Annotated in this window: 17 protein-coding genes; 11 read left to right on the top strand and 6 right to left on the bottom strand. The window is 61.3% G+C overall.

Annotation, left to right across the window (positions count from 1 at the left end):
• The first annotated feature begins 251 nt into the window (after window positions 1-251).
• A complete protein-coding gene (locus tag GOX01_RS13150) occupies window positions 252-488 on the top strand; it encodes a hypothetical protein (RefSeq protein ID WP_228119228.1) in 237 nt (78 codons plus the stop codon).
• Window positions 489-494: 6 nt separating this feature from the next.
• A complete protein-coding gene (locus GOX01_RS13145; RefSeq protein ID WP_228119227.1) occupies window positions 495-656 on the top strand; it encodes a hypothetical protein in 162 nt (53 codons plus the stop codon).
• Between the two features lie 88 nt (window positions 657-744).
• Here GOX01_RS13145 and GOX01_RS08265 read toward each other — a convergent pair whose 3' ends face one another.
• The 3 genes from GOX01_RS08265 to GOX01_RS08255 all read right to left on the bottom strand — a co-directional run bounded on the left by GOX01_RS08265 (window position 745) and on the right by GOX01_RS08255 (window position 2,564).
• Complete coding sequence (locus GOX01_RS08265; RefSeq protein WP_024717098.1) at window positions 745-927, bottom strand: hypothetical protein; 183 nt, start codon at window positions 925-927, stop codon at window positions 745-747.
• A 76-nt stretch (window positions 928-1,003) separates the two neighbouring features.
• Complete coding sequence (locus GOX01_RS08260) at window positions 1,004-1,948, bottom strand: ribokinase (protein ID WP_011253597.1); 945 nt, start codon at window positions 1,946-1,948, stop codon at window positions 1,004-1,006.
• Window positions 1,949-2,033: 85 nt separating this feature from the next.
• Window positions 2,034-2,564 (bottom strand): YceI family protein, encoded by a 531-nt coding sequence (locus GOX01_RS08255; RefSeq protein ID WP_228119226.1) that lies wholly within the window; start codon window positions 2,562-2,564, stop codon window positions 2,034-2,036.
• Window positions 2,565-2,753: 189 nt separating this feature from the next.
• On the opposite strand from GOX01_RS08255, the gene GOX01_RS08250 reads away from it, so the two are divergent.
• The 4 genes from GOX01_RS08250 (at window position 2,754) to GOX01_RS08235 (ending at window position 7,513) form a co-directional block, all read left to right on the top strand.
• Complete coding sequence (locus GOX01_RS08250; protein WP_024717099.1) at window positions 2,754-3,029, top strand: YtcA family lipoprotein; 276 nt, start codon at window positions 2,754-2,756, stop codon at window positions 3,027-3,029.
• Window positions 3,030-3,031: 2 nt separating this feature from the next.
• Window positions 3,032-4,081, top strand: coding sequence for a multidrug transporter subunit MdtN (mdtN, locus tag GOX01_RS08245; protein ID WP_024717100.1), 1,050 nt, complete (start codon window positions 3,032-3,034; stop codon window positions 4,079-4,081).
• A 100-nt stretch (window positions 4,082-4,181) separates the two neighbouring features.
• Window positions 4,182-5,891 (top strand): FUSC family protein, encoded by a 1,710-nt coding sequence (locus GOX01_RS08240; RefSeq protein WP_011253594.1) that lies wholly within the window; start codon window positions 4,182-4,184, stop codon window positions 5,889-5,891.
• Window positions 5,891-7,513 carry a TolC family protein gene (locus GOX01_RS08235; RefSeq protein WP_062269466.1) on the top strand — a complete coding sequence of 541 codons (1,623 nt, stop codon included), beginning with the start codon at window positions 5,891-5,893 and terminating at the stop codon, window positions 7,511-7,513. Before GOX01_RS08240 ends, GOX01_RS08235 begins: the two co-directional genes overlap by 1 nt.
• A 95-nt stretch (window positions 7,514-7,608) precedes the next feature.
• On the opposite strand, the gene GOX01_RS08230 is transcribed toward GOX01_RS08235, so the two are convergent.
• Window positions 7,609-7,887 carry a con-10 family general stress protein gene (locus GOX01_RS08230; protein ID WP_024717102.1) on the bottom strand — a complete coding sequence of 93 codons (279 nt, stop codon included), beginning with the start codon at window positions 7,885-7,887 and terminating at the stop codon, window positions 7,609-7,611.
• A 294-nt stretch (window positions 7,888-8,181) separates the two neighbouring features.
• Between GOX01_RS08230 and GOX01_RS08225 the strand changes: the two genes are divergently transcribed.
• Window positions 8,182-8,736: a 5' nucleotidase, NT5C type gene (locus tag GOX01_RS08225; protein WP_011253591.1), complete on the top strand. Its 555-nt coding sequence runs from the start codon at window positions 8,182-8,184 to the stop codon at window positions 8,734-8,736.
• A 205-nt stretch (window positions 8,737-8,941) separates the two neighbouring features.
• The gene (locus tag GOX01_RS08220) at window positions 8,942-11,095 is read left to right on the top strand and encodes a TonB-dependent receptor (protein WP_228119225.1); all 2,154 of its coding nucleotides are present in this window, start codon (window positions 8,942-8,944) and stop codon (window positions 11,093-11,095) included.
• A 17-nt stretch (window positions 11,096-11,112) separates the two neighbouring features.
• On the opposite strand, the gene GOX01_RS08215 is transcribed toward GOX01_RS08220, so the two are convergent.
• Both GOX01_RS08215 and GOX01_RS08210 read right to left on the bottom strand, forming a co-directional pair.
• Window positions 11,113-11,742, bottom strand: coding sequence for a TetR family transcriptional regulator (locus GOX01_RS08215; RefSeq protein ID WP_011253589.1), 630 nt, complete (start codon window positions 11,740-11,742; stop codon window positions 11,113-11,115).
• Between the two features lie 55 nt (window positions 11,743-11,797).
• Complete coding sequence (locus GOX01_RS08210; protein ID WP_034954350.1) at window positions 11,798-12,160, bottom strand: hypothetical protein; 363 nt, start codon at window positions 12,158-12,160, stop codon at window positions 11,798-11,800.
• Window positions 12,161-12,336: 176 nt separating this feature from the next.
• Here GOX01_RS08210 and metH point away from each other — a divergent pair, with 176 nt between their 5' ends.
• From metH to GOX01_RS08195, 3 genes are all read left to right on the top strand, one after another.
• Window positions 12,337-15,843 carry a methionine synthase gene (gene metH, locus GOX01_RS08205; protein ID WP_011253587.1) on the top strand — a complete coding sequence of 1,169 codons (3,507 nt, stop codon included), beginning with the start codon at window positions 12,337-12,339 and terminating at the stop codon, window positions 15,841-15,843.
• A 38-nt stretch (window positions 15,844-15,881) separates the two neighbouring features.
• The gene (gene purU, locus GOX01_RS08200; RefSeq protein WP_011253586.1) at window positions 15,882-16,760 is read left to right on the top strand and encodes a formyltetrahydrofolate deformylase; all 879 of its coding nucleotides are present in this window, start codon (window positions 15,882-15,884) and stop codon (window positions 16,758-16,760) included.
• A gap of 101 nt (window positions 16,761-16,861) precedes the next feature.
• Entirely contained in the window at window positions 16,862-17,308 is a 447-nt protein-coding gene (locus GOX01_RS08195) for a hypothetical protein (protein ID WP_011253585.1), read from the top strand.
• Window positions 17,309-17,374: the final 66 nt, after the last annotated feature.

Here is a 17,374-nt window from a genome sequence, read left to right as displayed (position 1 = left end):
ATGTGAGAAAACGAACATAAGCGCACATTGTATCACACGGAGAGCCGCTGAAGACCCTCCCCGCCCTATCCATCACACCAAAAGAAACCGGGGCTCTTCCGGGCCGTTACATCGCGCGGTCCATAAAGCCATATTCCAGCCACGCTTGAAGGGCTTTATGACAGTTCAGAGCATGCCCCCGGCCGTTTCAGCCGGGAGGTCATGACTGGGTTTGAAGGTGCGTTATGAAGGCAAGACTTTTTGCAGGACTGATGGCTGCCTGCTTCCTCGCCGCAGCTCCTCTCGCCTCTGCTGATCCGCGTGGCGGCGGCCCTGGTGGTCCGGGTGGCCCCGGCGGCGGTCACGGGGATTTCCGCGGTGGCGGTCATGGCGGCGGACAGAACCGCATCTGGGGTCGTGGCGACCGCTATGACGGTCCCCGTGGCAGCCGCTGGGCCGTGAACAACTGGCGCAACTATCGCGGCCTCTATGCTCCGCCGCGCGGTTAATACTGGATGCGCTACGGCAACCAGTTCCTGCTGACGGCCCTGGCGACCGGCCTCATCGCCGGCGTCGTGACGGCCAACAGTGGCGTGGTGCAGCCGGGCGTTCCCGTGGCTCCCCCGCCGCCCCCGCCAGGTACCGTGGCTCCGGGATATGGCCCCGGACCGTACTGATCACGCTCCGTTCCAGACCGGAAAGGCAGGGCTCCCACGGGACCCTGCCTTTGTTTCATGCCGGCGCAAAACGGAAGTGATCCGCGGATCATTTGGACATGCAGGTACAGTAAACATGCACGATGGCGAAAATGACGAAGCCGGTCATCCAGAAATAACTGGCATGAATATGCCCCGCGGCATCCATCGTCGTCGTCATGCAGGCGACAAGGAAAAACGCCGTCATGAGAGCGCCGGACAGGACCATCCAGATAATGCGTTTTCTGGTCATTTTCCCACAGGCCCATTCTGCAATTTTGTGCCGGGGACCCTGAACCCAAAAAACTGATGGCGCAAGCAGGGTTTTTTCAAACCCGGATCAGAGCTTCGACCTCATTCCATCCCGGAGCAGCATCGGCAGCGCCATGACGGGTCGTGGCGAGCGCCCCGCAGGCGGACCCAATCCGTGCCGCATCGGGCAGGCTTTCCCCACAGGCCAGCGCCACGGCCAGACCGGCGTTGAAGCAGTCTCCGGCCGCCACGGTATCGATCGGAACAACCCGGAATGGCGGCAGATGGCCTGATCCGGTCCCATCATGCCAGAACACGCCCTTCGCCCCCATCTTCACCAGAACCGCCCGGACACCTTTCGCCAGCAGGATTTCCGCTGCCCTGCACGCCTCTTTCACTGTTGCAGGACGGATGCCAGTCAGGCTGAAGGTTTCGCTTTCATTGGGTGTGAGAATGTCGATCTCGGACCACAGCGCTTCAGGCAACCCATGCTCCGGCGCGGGAGCCGGGTCCAGCACGACGAGGCCACCCGCGCTCCGGGTCCGGCGCGCCGCAGCCAGAACGGCAGACTGGGGGATTTCAAGCTGCAGCAGCAGGACTTTTGCCCGATCCAGCCAGGGGGCCGCAGCCATGATATCCGTTTCGTCCACCGCCATGTTCGCCCCACCCGCGACCGTGATGCAGTTTTCGGCCGCCGCATCGATCCCGATCAGGGCAATCCCGGTCGGGTTGTCCGCATCATCCCGTAGAGGTGACAGATCCACCCCAAACCCGGCAAGGCTGGCCCGGGCCTGAGCCCCGAACGCATCGCACCCCACACGCCCTGCCAGTGCGACATCCACGTCGAATGCCTGCGCCAGTCGCGCGGCCGCGGCCGCCTGGTTGCTGCCCTTGCCGCCCAGACCGATCGCATAGCTCTCGGCATGAACGGTCTCACCCGGGCGTGGAAGCCGCTGGCTGCGGGCCGTCAGATCGATGTTGATGCTGCCGAAGGAAAGGATCAGGGGCGTCCGCAAGGTCATGTCCAAAGGGCCAGAAGCTGGAGAAACAGGGATTTTTCCGAGCCTGCTTATCGGATGGCCCGCGGCCCTTCAAGCATGACAGAGATTACTTCATGAGGATCACGGTCTCGACACGGACCATGGGATCCACCGAATGAAGAAGCGTGCTCATGCCCCATTGCCGCTGGTCAAAGCTGCCATGGCTGACGATGCGCATCAGGGTATTGCCCTGGAACTGAAGCTCCGCCGTCAGAACGAGCGGATGCGTCTGGCCGCGCATGGTCAGTTTTCCCGCAAGCTCCATCCGGAGCTGCCCCTTGACGATCCGAGGCCGGCAGTCCCCTACATATCTCATGACGGGATGGGTGTCGCTGTCGAGCATGATACCCGAGAGCATAACCTGCTTCAGCACGGCACTGCCGACCTTGAGGGAACTGACATTCATGGTCATGTCCACGTGACAGCTCTGCCGGTCCAGATCGTAAGTCAGTGCTCCGGACACATCTCCGAAATTTCCGTCAATATCCGTCAGGGCCGAACGCGCATGCAGAAGAGCCTGAGTATTGACCGGCGACAGGACAAGATCCTGCCGGGCGGCGAAGGCCGGCCCACTTGCCAGCAGACCCAGAAGAAACATTGCAGGGAAAAATCTGTCCGTCATTGCTCCACACCATTGTCTTCACAGTTCATGTCTACTGAAACTTCCGCGCGACGCTCCGGTTTTCTTTTCCGACTACCCGTTCCTCCCGCCAGACTGTGGCTTTCGGAAAAGGATGTGATAGGCTCCGAGTCCCTTTATGGCCGCGCGAAAGTTTCCATTCCCCTCATGCGACCTGCCCGCCTCCGCCCCTGCCTTTCCGGCCTCGCCCTTCTGGCGACAGGGGGATGTTCTCTTCGTGGTGCTCCGTCCTTTCCCGTTGTGGGCGCCTATTTTCCGGACTGGATGGTCTGCGGGCTTGTGGGTGTCGCCACAGCCGTCGGGCTGCGGGTCCTCTTTCTGCTGACGGGGCTCGATGCCCTGCTCAGTTTCCGCCTTTTCACCTATGTCGCCCTGGGTGTCATCGCCGCACTGGGCGTGTGGACCCTGGTATTCGGACCCTGATCGTGCAGCGCATTTCAGTCTCCGGCAAAAAGCCGATCGGCATTGTCATCGCGGTTGTCTGCGTGGGGGTGGCCGTCCTGTTCGGCGTCCACGTCTCCCACGAAGACAGCACCCACCCCTCCTCCGACAGCGGAAGCATCGACGCGGAAATGGTGCATGTCGCCTCGACCGTGGGCGGGCGGCTCAAAGAACTGGATGTTTCGGTCAACCAGCATGTTCACAAAGGCGACGTGCTGTACCGGCTGGATCCCGAGCCCTACGAACTGACCGTCCGGCAGGCGCAGGCCAATCTGGATCTGGCCAGCGCGGAAGTTGAAAACCAGACACGTCTGCTGAGCATCAAGACGTCCAATGCCGCCACCGCCGACGATCAGGTCGTCCGGGCCCAGACCAACCGTGATCTTGCAGCGCGTACCGTGCAGCGGCTTCAGCCTCTGGCGGGGAAATCCTACATCCCCTGGCAACAATACGATCAGGCCCGTGTCGCCCTGCATGATGCCGAAGTTTCGCTGGCCCAGTCCCGCAACCAGTCCGCTGCGGCGACCACTGCGATCGGGGATCTGAAAAGTTCGATTGCCGCGCGCGATGCCAGTCAGGCGGCCCTTGATCATGCACGTTATGAACTGCGGCAGACCACGGTAATCGCTCCGGTTGACGGTTACGTCACCAGCCTGCGGGTAAAACCGGGCGAAGTTCTCGCGCCATCGCAGGTCCTGTTCACGCTGATTGCAGATGATGAGTGGTACGCCACAGCCAATATCCGCGAGATCAATCTCGGCGCCGTGCAGATCGGGGACTGCGTGACGGTCCATTCCATGATCGACCGGCGCACGCCGCTTCGGGGACATGTCGAGAGCATTGGATGGGGTGTGCTCTCGGCGGATTCCGCTGGAATTGCGCGCTCCCTGCCGATCGTGCCGCGGCAGATGGACTGGGTGCATGTGGCCCAGCGCTTCCCGGTCCGCATCCGGCTGGAAAAGGCGAATCCCCTTCTGCTGCGGCTTGGCGCCACCGCGACGGTCGAGATCCGGCATGGCGCTGCCTGTCCCTGAAACCGCCCGTTCACTGGAGGACCCACGTCCGGACCTGACGCGCCCCGGACTAAGTCCTTCGCGCATCTGGCGTCTGGTGTGCAATCCCGCTCCGGGACGCATGGGCTACGCGCTTCGCATGGCAGCCGGATGCACCACGACGGTGCTGGTCGGGGAAATCTGGCAGGTTCCGGAACTCGCCGTCCCGGCCCTCGTGACGATGGCGCTGTGGCAGAAGGACCGCGTCACCAATGCCCTGGCCGGTGTCGGGGTGAATGTCGCGGTCCTGATCCTTCTGACGATCATTTACGGCCTGATCCGCCTGACGCTGGATCACCCGATGGGGCTGGTCATCGTCATTGCCCTGCTGTCCTTCATGTTTTTCTTCCTGGGATCGGCCAGCAAGCTCAAACCCGTGGCTTACATGCTCGGGCTGATTACCGTGTACGGGCTGATCGCGATCGATGAGGTTCCGGTCGGCGAAGTCGTGACGCGCGCGCTGCTTTATACGGACCTGTTTCTCGCGGTTCCCGGCGCGGTCATGGTCGTGCTTGGCCTTTTGATCTGCCCGTCCCCGCGCCGGATCCTGACCGACAGCATTGCTGCGCGTCTTCGCATGGCATGCCGTCTCCTGCGTGATCCGGATGCGCGCATCCGGGAACAGGCCACGGACATGCTGCGCGCTGGCACGACCGACATGATGAAATCAGCGAAAATGGCCGGGCTGGAAAAAATCTGGTCCCCCCGCGATCTCGCGTGCCTCAGACAGGCCGCCAGCAGCAGCGTGGCCGTCCTCGCCCTGGCCGACGAGGCCAACCGAAGCGGACTATCGCAGGCAGACGCCGCCTGCCTGATCCAGACCCTTGAAGACATGACCGCCATTTTCGCGGATGGGGACTATCCGGCCGCCATCGGACGGCCCGCTGTCAGCGCAGCGTCCTCCACCGCCTGCGCTCTGGCGGATCTGTTGCCGGATTTTGCCACGCCCCCTGCGGATGATGCGAAAGCGCCCTCACCGAAGAAGAAATCCGGTTTTCTGGCCGATGATGCCTTCAGCAATCCCGATCATGTCCGCTTTGCCGTCAAAGGCACGGCCGCGGTCATGCTGAGCTATCTGACGTTCAAGGTCCTGAACTGGCCGGGCATTCATACCTGCATCATCACCTGCTTCATCGTCGCCCTTCCGACGATGGGGGAAATGGTCTCCAAGCTGACCCTGCGCATTTCAGGTGCCCTCGTGGGCGGAGCACTCGGGATTGCCGCCATCGTTTTCGTCATGCCGCATCTGAATGACATCACCGGATTTCTGGTGCTGGTCTTCGTGGTTTCCCTGATCGCGGCCTGGGTCAAAACCGGCGATGAGCGCATTGCCTATGCCGGTTTCCAGATCGGGCTGGCCTTTTACCTGACGGATCTGAAAGGCTACGGCCCCACGGCCGACATGGCGACCGCCCGGGACCGGATCGTGGGGATCATGCTCGGCAATTTCATCACCTACGCCATGTTCACGAGTTTCTGGCCCGCCAGCGCGTTCGACAGGATTGGAGACGGATTGCGCAAGCTGGCGGACTCCCTGAAGGGTCAGGCGAATGCCTCAACGCCGCAGGCCCGGTCGGATGCCATCGCCCGCACCCAGTCCGCCCTTCTGGAAAGCGAACGCACACTGGAATATGCCATGTCAGAACCCGCCCATATGCGCACCGATCTGCCCCGCCTAGAAGCAACACAAAAGGCACTCGATGACGCGGCAGAACTTTCGGAAGAACTGCTCGTCACGCCGGGCCGACCGGATTTTTCTGACCGCATGGCCCGACTGGAACAGATTGCCTGATGACCCGCCCTGCCCGTCCTTTTCCGCTCCTGATCCGGGTCACACTGTATTCGGCTCCGCTTCTGCTTTCGGCCTGCGCCACGCAGGCTCTGGACAGCGCGCCGCCAGCCCCTGACCGACCGTGGCAGCCCAATATCGCGGCCAATGGCGAAATCCTGCCCGGCAGACACGATCCGCACGCCCTGAACCTGCCGGCCGGATACACCCTGCCGTCGAACACGCAGATCCGCGTGCGCCCCCCGGCTCCGGAAGTTGCGGTGCAGAACGGGCATGCCTATTCGCTGGCGGAACTGATCGATATTGCGCAGTCGGCCAATCCGGAAACCCGCCGGGCCTGGAATCTTGCCCGAGACTCTGCTCTGGCGATCGGCAATGCCCGCAGCGCCTATCTGCCCCGCCTGACCGCAACTGTGGTGGGCGGCTATAATCACAGTCGCAATGACGGCGCGAACCCCACGATCAGCAATGTGGGCGCGGCCGAAGGCATCGTCAATTCCGGCCTGAGTGGCCTGGAAAATGCGCTGGGCGGCGTGCGCAACAACAATTCGGGCGCGGGTGAAGTTCAGACGCTTGGCATGGAATGGCTGCTGTTCGATTTCGGCAAGCGCGAAGCCGTAATCGAGACCACGAAACAGGCCCAGATCGCCAGCAACGTGCTGTTCACCGCCACGCATCAGAAGATCATCTATGGCGTGACGACGGCCTATTACACGCATGCCGCCGCGGCGGCCCGTGTGCGGCTCCTGCGTCAGGCGCGGGATAATGCGCGCTTTGTGGAAGCGGCCGCGGAAGCCCGGCTGCATCAGGGCCAGGGCACGATTGTGGATGTCACGCAGGCCCGGCAGGCGACGGCCCAGACGGAACTGCGGCTCGTCCAGGCTGAGGGCGACGAGGAAAATACCCGGCTGGAACTGCTCAACGCCATCGGCATTTCCCCCGCCACGAAGCTGGAAACGCTGGATATTTCCGGCCGCCCCCTCGCTCTGGACGACATGCGCCTGACGGATGCGTTCGTACAGCAGGCTGTCTCGCGCAGGCCGGACGTTCTGGCCGCCTATGCCAGCGCCAAGGCCGCAAAAAGCAGGGTTCAGGCGGCGCGAAGCGAGTTCCTGCCCAAGATCTTCATGACGGGCAACGTGGCCTACACGACCGGACGTCTGGCGCTGTCTTCCATTCCCGGCGTGGGGAGCGAGGCGCCGCCGACGCTCAACCTGTCCAGCAATGCGTTCAGCAGCCTGATCCTCGGCGGCATTACCGTGCCGATCTTTGACGGCGGCACGCGGGCTGCCCTTCTGAAACAGGCGCAGGACCAGTCGGACAGCGCGGATGCGACCCTGCGGCAGACCGTGGACAGTTCGGTCAAGCAGATCGTTGCGGCGGAAAATGCCCTCCGCACCAGCCTGAGCGCGTATGCCGCATCCGGCAGACTGGAGACGGCAGCGCGCACCAGTTTTGAGGCGTCATCCGCCGCCTATCGCAGCGGCGTGGGCTCCCTGACCCAGACCAGCATTGCCCAGAACGGCTATCTGGACGCGACCCTCAGCCATTCTGATGCCTATTATGCCGCGCTGATTGCGGCGGCCGGACTGGCTTTCGGGACGGGATCGCTCAGCAGGGAGTAAGGCTCCAATGCACAAAACCTGCCGGGGGTAGCCCCTCGGCAGGTTTTGCAGCAGTCGCGCAGAGAGAATTGTCTCCTGTCTGCGCGCAGGTCGGTTCAGGACTTGTGAGAAGCCTGTCCACCTTTGCGGCCGGCTTCGGACGCTTTCTGCGGATCCTTGGCAAAACCACGGGTAGAGTGCTCTCCCCCTGAAGAGGACGACTTGGAGGTCTCCTTGGTGGAGTGACCGCCATGACTGTGCTCGCCGCCCTTGCGGCCCGCTTCCGAGGCCCTTTCGCGATCCTGCGAAAAATTGCCCGGATTGCCGGAGCTGCCGCTTCCGGTGCCCTGAGCTGCGGAAACGATACGGAAATTCTCTTCATATTTACGAAACATGATGGTTTTCCTTCTGCGGGTGCCGGTTCGTCCTCTTCTGGAAAAAGAAGTTCTGAACCGGACCATCCGACAACAGAACCCCATGCTTACAGTTGCTGAAATACAGAACAAGAATAGTTTACTTTAAGTAAAGAGTTTTCTGTTCGGAATGACATATTTGAAATACTTGTTCATCAGGGAGTGGAACGCTTTCATTAAAGTATTCAGATATTTTTACCGGTCACGATACCCCCCCCTTGCCTTGGCTCTCCATCAGGACGAGAGTTTGCTCCTCTTTCAGCTTCGGAGCTTCCCATGACCCCCTTCCGCCTGCGTCTGGCCGTCGATATGGATGAAGTCTTGGCCGATGCGTTCTCTGCGCAACGCACGTGGTTCCGCAAAACCTGCGGCTATGAGTGGACCGACGCCGAACTGCGCGGACGCCGCTTCAGGGATCTTGTCTCCCCTGAAGACTATGCGGCCATGGAAGCCATGCTGCACCAGGGTGATTTCTTCGCTTCACTCGCCGTCATGCCCGGCGCACAGGATGCCATTTCTGCCCTGTGCGAGACCTGCGAAGTCTTCATCACGACGGCCGCCATGGAATATCCGGCGTCCTGCGCGCCCAAATTCGCCTGGCTTCGGGAACATTTTCCCTGCATCTCGCCGCTGAACATCGTTTTCTGCGGCGACAAGAGCATTCTGGCCGCCGATGTGATGATCGATGACAACCTGCGCCACTTCAGGCGGTTTCAGGGTCAGGGCGTGCTTTTCACGGCCCCTCATAACGCCCTGGAAACCTGGAGCCCGCGCGCGGATAACTGGCAGGATGTTCTGAAGATCGTGGACCGGATTGATGGGGATCGGTAAAATCGGCCACATCTGTGTCTTTCAGGAAACAGCCACGGACAAAGCGGACCAGATGGTTCGCTGAAGCGAACGAATTATTTTGACACCGGGTGTCATAAAGTAGAGAGGAAAGTCCAGCTTTACAATATAGATCGATCAGGACCGACCGTCCATGAAATCCGCACGCCTGCTGCTTTGTCTCTTCTCCGGATCTGTACTGAGCAGTATGCCAGCATTTGCAGCGGAAACACAACCGGCTTCCAAGCAGAAAGCAGCACATCCCGCTGCTCCGGCCAAGGCCGCCCCTGCCGCCCCGAAGGCCGAGAACATCACGGTTCACAGCCGCAACGGCACCGGTACGGCTGCCGATTACCGGACCAAGGACGTGGCGCTCGGCCCACTTGGAACGCGCTCCGTCCTCGACACGCCCATGTCCATCATGGTCGTGCCACATGACGTCCTGGTGAACCAGCAGGCGCGCAATATCAACGATCTCGTGGCCTATGTCCCGTCTGTGCAGCTTGAAATGCGCGGCGATCCGAACACCAGCCGCCCGCAGTCCCGCGGTTTTGAAGGTGACGTGATTGCCAACACCCGCATGGACGGGCTGAACATGGTCATCACCACACCTTATGCCGCCGAGCAGTTCGACAGCATGCAGGTTCTGAATGGTCTGGCCGGCGCGCTTTACGGGCCCCAGAATCCGGCTGGCACGTTCGACTTCACGCTCAAACGCCCGACGGACCGCATGACCGAGCGACTGGTCGTGGGGACGGACTCCATCGGCGCCCCGCTGGAAAGCGCGGATGTCTCCGGACGCGTGGGCCGGAACGGCTGGTTCGGCTATCGCCTGAACCTGCTGAACCAGAACGGCGAAGGCTATGTCGAGGGCTCGCATCTGCGGCGTGATCTCGTCAGCGGCGATTTCGACATCCATCTCTCGCCCAAGACCGTTATCCAGCTCGATGCCAGCCAGTACACCTATGCCGAGCGCGGCTTTCCGGGAGGTTTCGCCTACAGCACCGCGATCCAGCTGCCCCAGGCGCCGGATCTGAGCCAGAAGGGTTATGGCCAGCCACAGGCGGACTATAACATGGAAACCGATACGGTCATGGCCAAGATCATCCATAACTTCAACGACAACTGGAGCCTCAAGCTCGGTGGTCTGTGGCAGAACGCGGCCCGTAACGTCTTCAGCACATCCAACCAGCTTCTCAATTCCGCCGGTCTGTACAAGCAGACGATCTCCGCGGCCCTCACAGCCAATGACTTCGTGGCCGGCAGCAACATGGCCTACCTGAACGGCAAGTTCCGCACCGGCCCGCTGCGCCACCAGATCGAACTTGGCACGAACGGCTATGTGATGGGGAACTACAACCCCACCTCCTCCACCGGCACCCTGACGCTGGGGGAGGCCACGATCGGCCATCCCAAGAGCTTCGCCAGCGCGCAGCCCTACTATTCCGGCCGCTACAAATCCGCCGATACGATGAACCAGTCGCTTCTCGCGGGCGATACCATCTCCCTCGGGAAACACTGGTCGATCATGGGCTCCCTCGCCTGGAGCTGGCTGAGCACGAACAACTACGCCAAGACAGGCACCAAGACGTCCAGCTACACCCGCTCGGCCGCGTTCAGCCCGATGACGAGCCTGCTGTACAAGCCGACCGATAACCAGACCATCTATTTCACCTGGGGCAAGTCGCTGCAGGCCGGTACCATCGCACCTGCCGGATCGGTCAACGTCAATGAAGTGACGGCGCCGCTGCGTTCGGAAGAATATGAAGTCGGCTACAAGATCCTGATCGCCAAGCGCATGCAGGTGAACATCGCCGGCTTCCGCATGGCCCGCCCGTACGGCTTCACGGACCCCGTCACCAAGGTCTATGCCAATTACGGTCTGCAACGGAACTACGGTGTCGAGTTCCAGGCTTCCGGCAACATCACCGACGATCTGACCTTCCTCGGCGGCATGACCTGGCTGGATGCGCAGATGCTCGGTACGGGATCATCGCTGACGGCGAACAAGCAGGTCGTGGGCGTGCCGCCGCTGATGGCGAACGCGCTGCTGGATTACCGCCTGCCGTTCCTCAAGGGCGCTGCCGTCAATGCGAACGTCCATTACATGGGCCGTCGCGCCGCCAACGTGTACAACACGACCTTCGCGCCGTCCTATGTCACGCTGGATCTGGGCGCGCGTTACGCCACCCATGCTTACGGGCAGCCGCTGGTGTTCCGTTTTGGCGTGAACAACGTGACGAACCAGAGCTACTGGGCGTCCGTCTATCCGTCGAGCATCAATGGTGTGAGCACGGCCACGAACTCGGCTGTCGCCGGTCTGCCGCGCACCTATCACTTCAGCATCGAACTGGACCTCTGAGGAGGTCCAGCCCGAACTCAGCCTGAACTCAGGGGGAAGTCGTCCTGCCACAGCAGGGGCTGGAGCGTGAAGGTCCAGCGCAGGATGGCTTCCAGATCGGATTTACCCTCGGTTTTCATCCATTCGTCCAGCGCAGTCCGGAACGTCGCAATCGCCGTCCGGGCCAGCAGACGGGCCACGAGAGAGGGCATTTCGGTCGCGGGCAGCCGGGCGATCAGGGCATTGGCCAGCGTCTCTTCCCATTCGGAATATCGGCGCAGGGCCATATCCCTCAGGGCTGGTGTTCCTTCCACGAGCCTGACAACGGCATAAGCGTCCATCCTGTCGGACGAATAACACGCCACGACCGGCACCAGTCCGGCCAGGACGGCATCCTGTAGCGGCACATCCAGCGGCACGTCACGAATGGCTTCGGTCAGGATCGTGGTCACGCTGCCGGTCCAGGCCAGGATGATGTCCGCCTTGCCCGGGAAGTACCGAAACAGCGTCCGCCGCGAAATCTGCGCAGCTTCGGCGATCTCGTCGACCGATGTTTCCTCGTAACCATAGGTCGAGAACAGGCGCATGGCCTCCCGCACCAGCGCGGCGTGGGTGCGGTCCTTCTTGCGCTGCCGGAGCGGCCCGTCCTGTTCTGCGTCAGTCGTCATGCCGTCCAGTTATCCCGAAGTCCCGCAGGAGCATAGACCCGATCTGAAAAACCCTTCAGGGCGCAAGCCTGTAACGGGCGCGGACCAGAACGTCATTTTCAAGCTGTTGCCGGACCGCCACAAGATCCCCTGCCCCGGTCAGAACTGCGACTTCGCGGAAAAACGGGCGCCTGCCAACCACACGATCCTGAAACACCTGCGCCAGAACCATGGCCACGGGGTCACGTGTACAGCACAGACATCCCGCCGCATGCCGGTTCATGAAAGGCGAGACCGCCGGAATATCGGCCACATCCCCCCACCCGCCATCCGCCCCCGGATCACCGATGAGCAGGGCGTCGCGCCTGCGCTCTTTGGGCCATTCCGTTGGATCGGACAGAAGGGTCAGCGGGATCAGTGCGGTACCGGAAGACGTCATGTGATCTTCTGTAGCAGCCCTGCGCAGAGCGGGCAGCATTTTCATGGTGTTGCCTCTTTGCCGGAGGGGAACCGTTTTGCTACACCCTCCTGTCCCTGACCGTGTATAGAGGCGCAAGCCCGATCGCGGCTTCCATATCCATTCCCAATCATCCACAGCTACAGAGCGTTCTGCCCATGTCCTCACGTCCCCATCTGCTTGACGCCCTCGCCGATCAGGTCCTGCTGTGTGACGGCGGCATGGGATCGCGCGTGCAGATGCTGGATCTGGAAGTCGAGCGTGATTACTGGGGGCAGGAAAACTGCACCGAAATCCTGAACCTCTCGCGCCCGGAACTCGTCCGTGAAATTCATCGCGGCTATTTCGAAGCCGGTGCGGACATGGTCGAGACGAACACGTTTGGCGGCTCTATCGTTACGCTGGCGGAGTTCGGGCTTCAGGACCGCACGCGTGAAATCAACCGCACGGCAGCCACGCTGGCCCGTGAAGCCGCAGAGACGTTTGCCGACGGGCGGCACCGCTATGTCATGGGCTCCATCGGTCCGGGCACGAAACTGCCGACGCTGGGCAACATTGCCTATGACGATCTGGAAGCCGGTCTGGTCGAACAGTGCCGCGGCCTGATTGACGGCGGTGTAGACGGGTTCCTGATCGAGACATGTCAGGACACGCTCCAGATCAAGGCCGCCGTGAATGCCGCCAAGATTGCGCGGATCGAACTCGGCTCCGATGCGCCGATCTTCGTACAGGTCACGGTCGAAACCACCGGCACGCTGCTGGTCGGCCCCGATATCGCCGCTGCCGCCACGACCGTTCAGGCGCTGGATGTGCCGTCTCTCGGACTGAACTGCGCCACGGGCCCGCAGGAAATGGGTGAGCATGTCCGCTGGCTGTCGGAAAACTGGCCGGGCCTCATTTCCATGCAGCCCAATGCCGGTCTGCCCGAGCTTGTGGACGGCAAGACCGTCTATCCGCTCAGCCCCGAGGAAATGGCTGTCTGGATGGAGCGCTTCGTCAAGGAAGACGGGCTGAACCTGATCGGCGGCTGCTGTGGCACATCCACGCCGCATATTCAGGCTCTGGACGGGATGCTCCGCCGTCTGGGCGGCACGAAGCTGCGCCCTGCCCCGGTCAAGCGCAGCACGATCTGGATGCCCTCGGTCTCCAGCCTCTACACCCAGACGCCGCTGCGTCAGGAAAACAGCTATTTCTCCATCGGCGAGCGCTGCAACGCCAACGGCTCCAAGAAATGGCGCGAGCTTCAGGAAGCCAATGACTGGGATGGCTGCGTCGCCATCGGACGTGAACAGGCCGCTGAAGGCTCCAACGCGCTCGACATCTGCACGGCCTTCGTGGGGCGTGATGAAGTTCGCGAAATGAACGAGGTAGTTACGCGCTTTACATCGTCCGTGAATGCGCCGCTGGTGATCGATTCCACCGAAACGCCGGTCATTGAGGCCGCGCTCAAGCTGCACGGCGGCAAGCCCATCATCAACTCGATCAACTTCGAGGATGGTGAGCAGCAGGCCCATGACCGCATGAAGCTGGCCCGCAAGTTCGGCGCGGCCATGATTGCGCTGACGATCGACGAAGTCGGCATGGCGAAGGAGCCGCAGGACAAGCTGCGCATTGCCGAACGTCTGGTCGATTTCGCGTGCAACCAGTACGGACTGCCGCAGTCCGATCTGATGATCGATCCGCTGACCTTCACTATCGCCACAGGTGTTGAAGACGACCGCAAGCTTGGGCAATGGACGCTTGAGGGCATCAAGCTGATCCGCGACAAGTTTCCGGACATCCAGATCATCCTCGGCCTGTCGAACATCTCCTTCGGCCTGAATCCGGCCGCGCGTGCGGTGCTGAATTCGGTGTTTCTGGATCATGCGGTCAAGGCCGGCATGACGGGTGCGATCGTGCATGTCTCCAAGATCCGTCCGCTGCATCTGATTGCCCCGGAAGAGGTCAAGGTCGCGGAAGACCTGATCTTCGACCGCCGCACTGAAGACTACGATCCGCTCCAGAAGCTGCTGGAACTGTTTGCCGGGCGAAAGGCCGCCGATGCCGTCAAGAAGCGCCGCGCGGAAACCCCGGCGGAGCGTCTGAAGGACCGGATCGTGGACGGTGACCGCAAAGGCATCGAACAGGATCTGGAAGACGCGATGGCGGAAATGCCCCCGCTCGACATCATTAACAATGTCCTGCTGGATGGCATGAAGGTCGTCGGCGAACTGTTCGGTTCGGGCAAGATGCAGTTGCCGTTCGTGCTGCAGTCCGCCGAGACGATGAAAACCGCCGTGGCCTGGCTTGAGCCGCACATGGAGCGCGTGGAAGGCCAGCATCGCGGCACGATGGTGCTCGCCACCGTCAAGGGCGACGTGCACGACATCGGCAAGAACCTCGTGGACATCATCCTGACCAATAACGGCTACCAGGTCATCAATCTGGGCATCAAAGTGCCGCTCGCGGACATGATCGCGGCCGTGAAGGAGCACAAGGCAGATGCGCTCGGTATGTCCGGGCTTCTGGTGAAGTCCACGGTCATCATGCGCGAAAACCTCGAGGAAATGCACCGTCAGGGCTTTGACGTACCAGTCATTCTCGGCGGCGCGGCCCTGACGCGCAATTACGTCGAGGAAGAATGCGCCCGCTCCTATGGCGCTGGTGAGCCGGGGCGCGTGGCCTATGCGCGTGACGCGTTCGACGGTCTGGGCCTGATGGACAAGATCGCCAACAAGGAACTTGATTCCTATCTTGGGGCGATCCAGACACGCCGCGCCAGCCAAGCGAGCCGCAAGACGGCGCGTGCCCCGGAAATCGCGGAAACGCGCGGCTTTGGCGTTGTGGATCGCGAAGCCGCCAAGGCCCGGCGTGAGCGGATTTCAGGCTCCGAGCCGGTCATTACGCCGCCATTCTGGGGTGGACGTGTGCTCGAAGCGACGCCGAATGCGGTTCTGCCGTTCCTCAATGAGCGCTCGCTGTACCAGTTCCAGTGGGGCTTTAGGAAACAGGGCCGCTCCCTCGACGAATTCATGGAATACGCCAAGACCGAACTCCGCCCCGTGCTGAAGCGCATGCTGGCGCTGAGTGCTGAGCAGGACATCATCCGGCCGCAGGCGATCTATGGGTACTGGAAAGCCGCGGGTGACGGGAACGATCTCGTACTCTTCGAAGAAGACGGCAAGACGGAAGCCGCACGTTTCACCATGCCACGCCAGCCCAAGGATGACGGCGAGTGCATCGCCGATTTCGTCCGCGACATCAGCGATGATACCCGCGATGTGGTCGGACTGCAGGTCGTGACCGTCGGGCAGAAGGCGTCTGATCTGGCGCGGGTGTGGTTCGAGGAAAACCGCTACCAGGACTATCTGTACCTGCACGGCCTGTCGGTCGAGATGGCGGAAGCCATGGCGGAATACACGCACAAGCGCATCCGTGCCGAGCTGGGTTTTGCTGGCGAAGACGACCGCGACATGGAGAAGCTGCTGTCGCAGTCCTATCGCGGCTCGCGCTATTCCTTCGGCTATCCCGCCTGCCCGCGGCTTGAGGATCAGGAACCGATCCTGAAAATGCTGGATGCCGAACGCATCGGCGTGTCGCTTTCGGACGGCTATCAGCTTCACCCCGAACAGTCGACATCCGCACTCGTGATGCTGAACCCACGGGCAAAATACTTCACCGTCTGAGGACGGCAGGCTTTAAAAAAGACGAGAAAAGACAGTCCATGACGGCCCCATCAGTTCCGCAGACCACCTATGTCCTGACGCTTTCCTGCCCCAACCGCCCGGGCATTGTGGCGGCAATCAGCGGCAGGCTTGCGGAACTGAACGCCAACATCACCGAAGCCCAGCAGTTTGATGACCGGGACAGCACGGTCTTCTTCATGCGGATCGTCTTCGAGATCACGGATGGCCAGACCAGCATGCAGCAGCTTCGCGAGGCGTTGGCTGTTCTGGGCGAGACGTTCAGCATGGACTGGGCGCTGCATGACCGGAGCGTGAAGCCAAAGGTCCTGCTGATGGTCTCGCGTTTCGATCATTGCCTGGTGGATCTGCTGTATCGCTGGCGCATCGGGGAACTCCCGATCGAGCCCGTTGGGATCGTGTCGAATCACCCGCGCGAGGTCTTCGCGGATCTGGATTTCTACGGCATCCCGTTCCACTACCTTCCTGTCACGAAAGACACGAAGCCCGCGCAGGAAGCACAAATTCTGGACCTGTTTGCCGCGACCGGGGCCGAACTGGTCATTCTCGCGCGCTACATGCAGGTCCTGTCCAATGAGATGGCTGCCAGCCTGTCGGGGCATTGCATCAACATCCATCACTCCTTTCTGCCCGGCTTCAAGGGCGCGCGGCCCTATCATCAGGCCTTTGCGCGCGGCGTGAAGCTGATCGGCGCGACGGCCCATTACGTCACGCGTGATCTTGATGAAGGCCCGATCATCGAACAGGACGTGGAGCGCATTTCCCATGCTGACACGCCCGATGACCTGATCCGTAAAGGGCGCGATATCGAACGCCGGGTTCTGGCACGTGCTGTCCGGTATCACATTGAGCGCCGGACCATCATCAACGGCAACAGAACAGTCGTCTTCACGCCGTGAGCCCTGATTTTCGTCAACACGACATGAATATTTCGCACGACATCCGGAATATTCTTTCCTAGGCTCGGTCCGGCATCTTCACAGCCGGCAGCAATATTCAGATGACCGTCCGCAAGGCCCTTTTTTCGCTTGTTCTGTTCACGTTGCTGGTCGCGCAGACTGCCTGTTCCGGTGACCTGGTTCTCGAGAAGCGGCTGACACCGGCGGATACCCTGCGTGAGACCACGAACCGGACCGTTGTGCCCGGCACGTTCGTCATGACCGTGAAAAGCGTGAATGTCTTCAACAAGATGGTCTTCCTCAATTCGGAAGATTCCTATCTGGACCGGGCCAATGTCGCCGTGCAGATCACGTCCGCCGTGGCCTATAACGCCGATATCCGTTTGGGCGGCGATTTCCGCAAGATGGTCCTGAACCGCAAGATCCTAGTGATCGGATCAGCCATGAAGGTTGGCGCGGATCTGGAACAGGGGATCATCGTGAACAACAAGGACGATTACCGGACCTATATCTTCGTCAGCCGGGCGAGCAATATTTTCCTGAGATAGTCACGGATAATATCTGATCTTGCATCGTGCATTCATTTGCCGACAGATTATTCCATTTTATCCCCC

Source organism: Gluconobacter oxydans, assembly GCF_006539685.1.
In the GTDB taxonomy this organism is placed as follows: domain Bacteria; phylum Pseudomonadota; class Alphaproteobacteria; order Acetobacterales; family Acetobacteraceae; genus Gluconobacter; species Gluconobacter oxydans.
Note: the sequence above shows the minus strand (reverse complement) of the source record. Positions and strands in the feature narration are given on the sequence as shown.

What these genes read in the sequence shown, in the direction of transcription:
- GOX01_RS13150 (WP_228119228.1), top strand. Translation starts at nt 252, where the DNA reads ATGGCTGCCTGCTTCCTCGCCGCAGCTCCTCTCGCCTCTGCTGATCCG.
- GOX01_RS13145 (WP_228119227.1), top strand. Translation starts at nt 495, where the DNA reads ATGCGCTACGGCAACCAGTTCCTGCTGACGGCCCTGGCGACCGGCCTC.
- GOX01_RS08265 (WP_024717098.1), bottom strand. Translation starts at nt 927, where the DNA reads ATGACCAGAAAACGCATTATCTGGATGGTCCTGTCCGGCGCTCTCATG.
- GOX01_RS08260 (WP_011253597.1), bottom strand. Translation starts at nt 1,948, where the DNA reads ATGACCTTGCGGACGCCCCTGATCCTTTCCTTCGGCAGCATCAACATC.
- GOX01_RS08255 (WP_228119226.1), bottom strand. Translation starts at nt 2,564, where the DNA reads ATGTTTCTTCTGGGTCTGCTGGCAAGTGGGCCGGCCTTCGCCGCCCGG.
- GOX01_RS08250 (WP_024717099.1), top strand. Translation starts at nt 2,754, where the DNA reads ATGCGACCTGCCCGCCTCCGCCCCTGCCTTTCCGGCCTCGCCCTTCTG.
- GOX01_RS08240 (WP_011253594.1), top strand. Translation starts at nt 4,182, where the DNA reads ATGGGCTACGCGCTTCGCATGGCAGCCGGATGCACCACGACGGTGCTG.
- GOX01_RS08235 (WP_062269466.1), top strand. Translation starts at nt 5,891, where the DNA reads ATGACCCGCCCTGCCCGTCCTTTTCCGCTCCTGATCCGGGTCACACTG.
- GOX01_RS08230 (WP_024717102.1), bottom strand. Translation starts at nt 7,887, where the DNA reads ATGTTTCGTAAATATGAAGAGAATTTCCGTATCGTTTCCGCAGCTCAG.
- GOX01_RS08225 (WP_011253591.1), top strand. Translation starts at nt 8,182, where the DNA reads ATGACCCCCTTCCGCCTGCGTCTGGCCGTCGATATGGATGAAGTCTTG.
- GOX01_RS08220 (WP_228119225.1), top strand. Translation starts at nt 8,942, where the DNA reads ATGCCAGCATTTGCAGCGGAAACACAACCGGCTTCCAAGCAGAAAGCA.
- GOX01_RS08215 (WP_011253589.1), bottom strand. Translation starts at nt 11,742, where the DNA reads ATGACGACTGACGCAGAACAGGACGGGCCGCTCCGGCAGCGCAAGAAG.
- GOX01_RS08210 (WP_034954350.1), bottom strand. Translation starts at nt 12,160, where the DNA reads ATGACGTCTTCCGGTACCGCACTGATCCCGCTGACCCTTCTGTCCGAT.
- metH (WP_011253587.1), top strand. Translation starts at nt 12,337, where the DNA reads ATGTCCTCACGTCCCCATCTGCTTGACGCCCTCGCCGATCAGGTCCTG.
- purU (WP_011253586.1), top strand. Translation starts at nt 15,882, where the DNA reads ATGACGGCCCCATCAGTTCCGCAGACCACCTATGTCCTGACGCTTTCC.
- GOX01_RS08195 (WP_011253585.1), top strand. Translation starts at nt 16,862, where the DNA reads ATGACCGTCCGCAAGGCCCTTTTTTCGCTTGTTCTGTTCACGTTGCTG.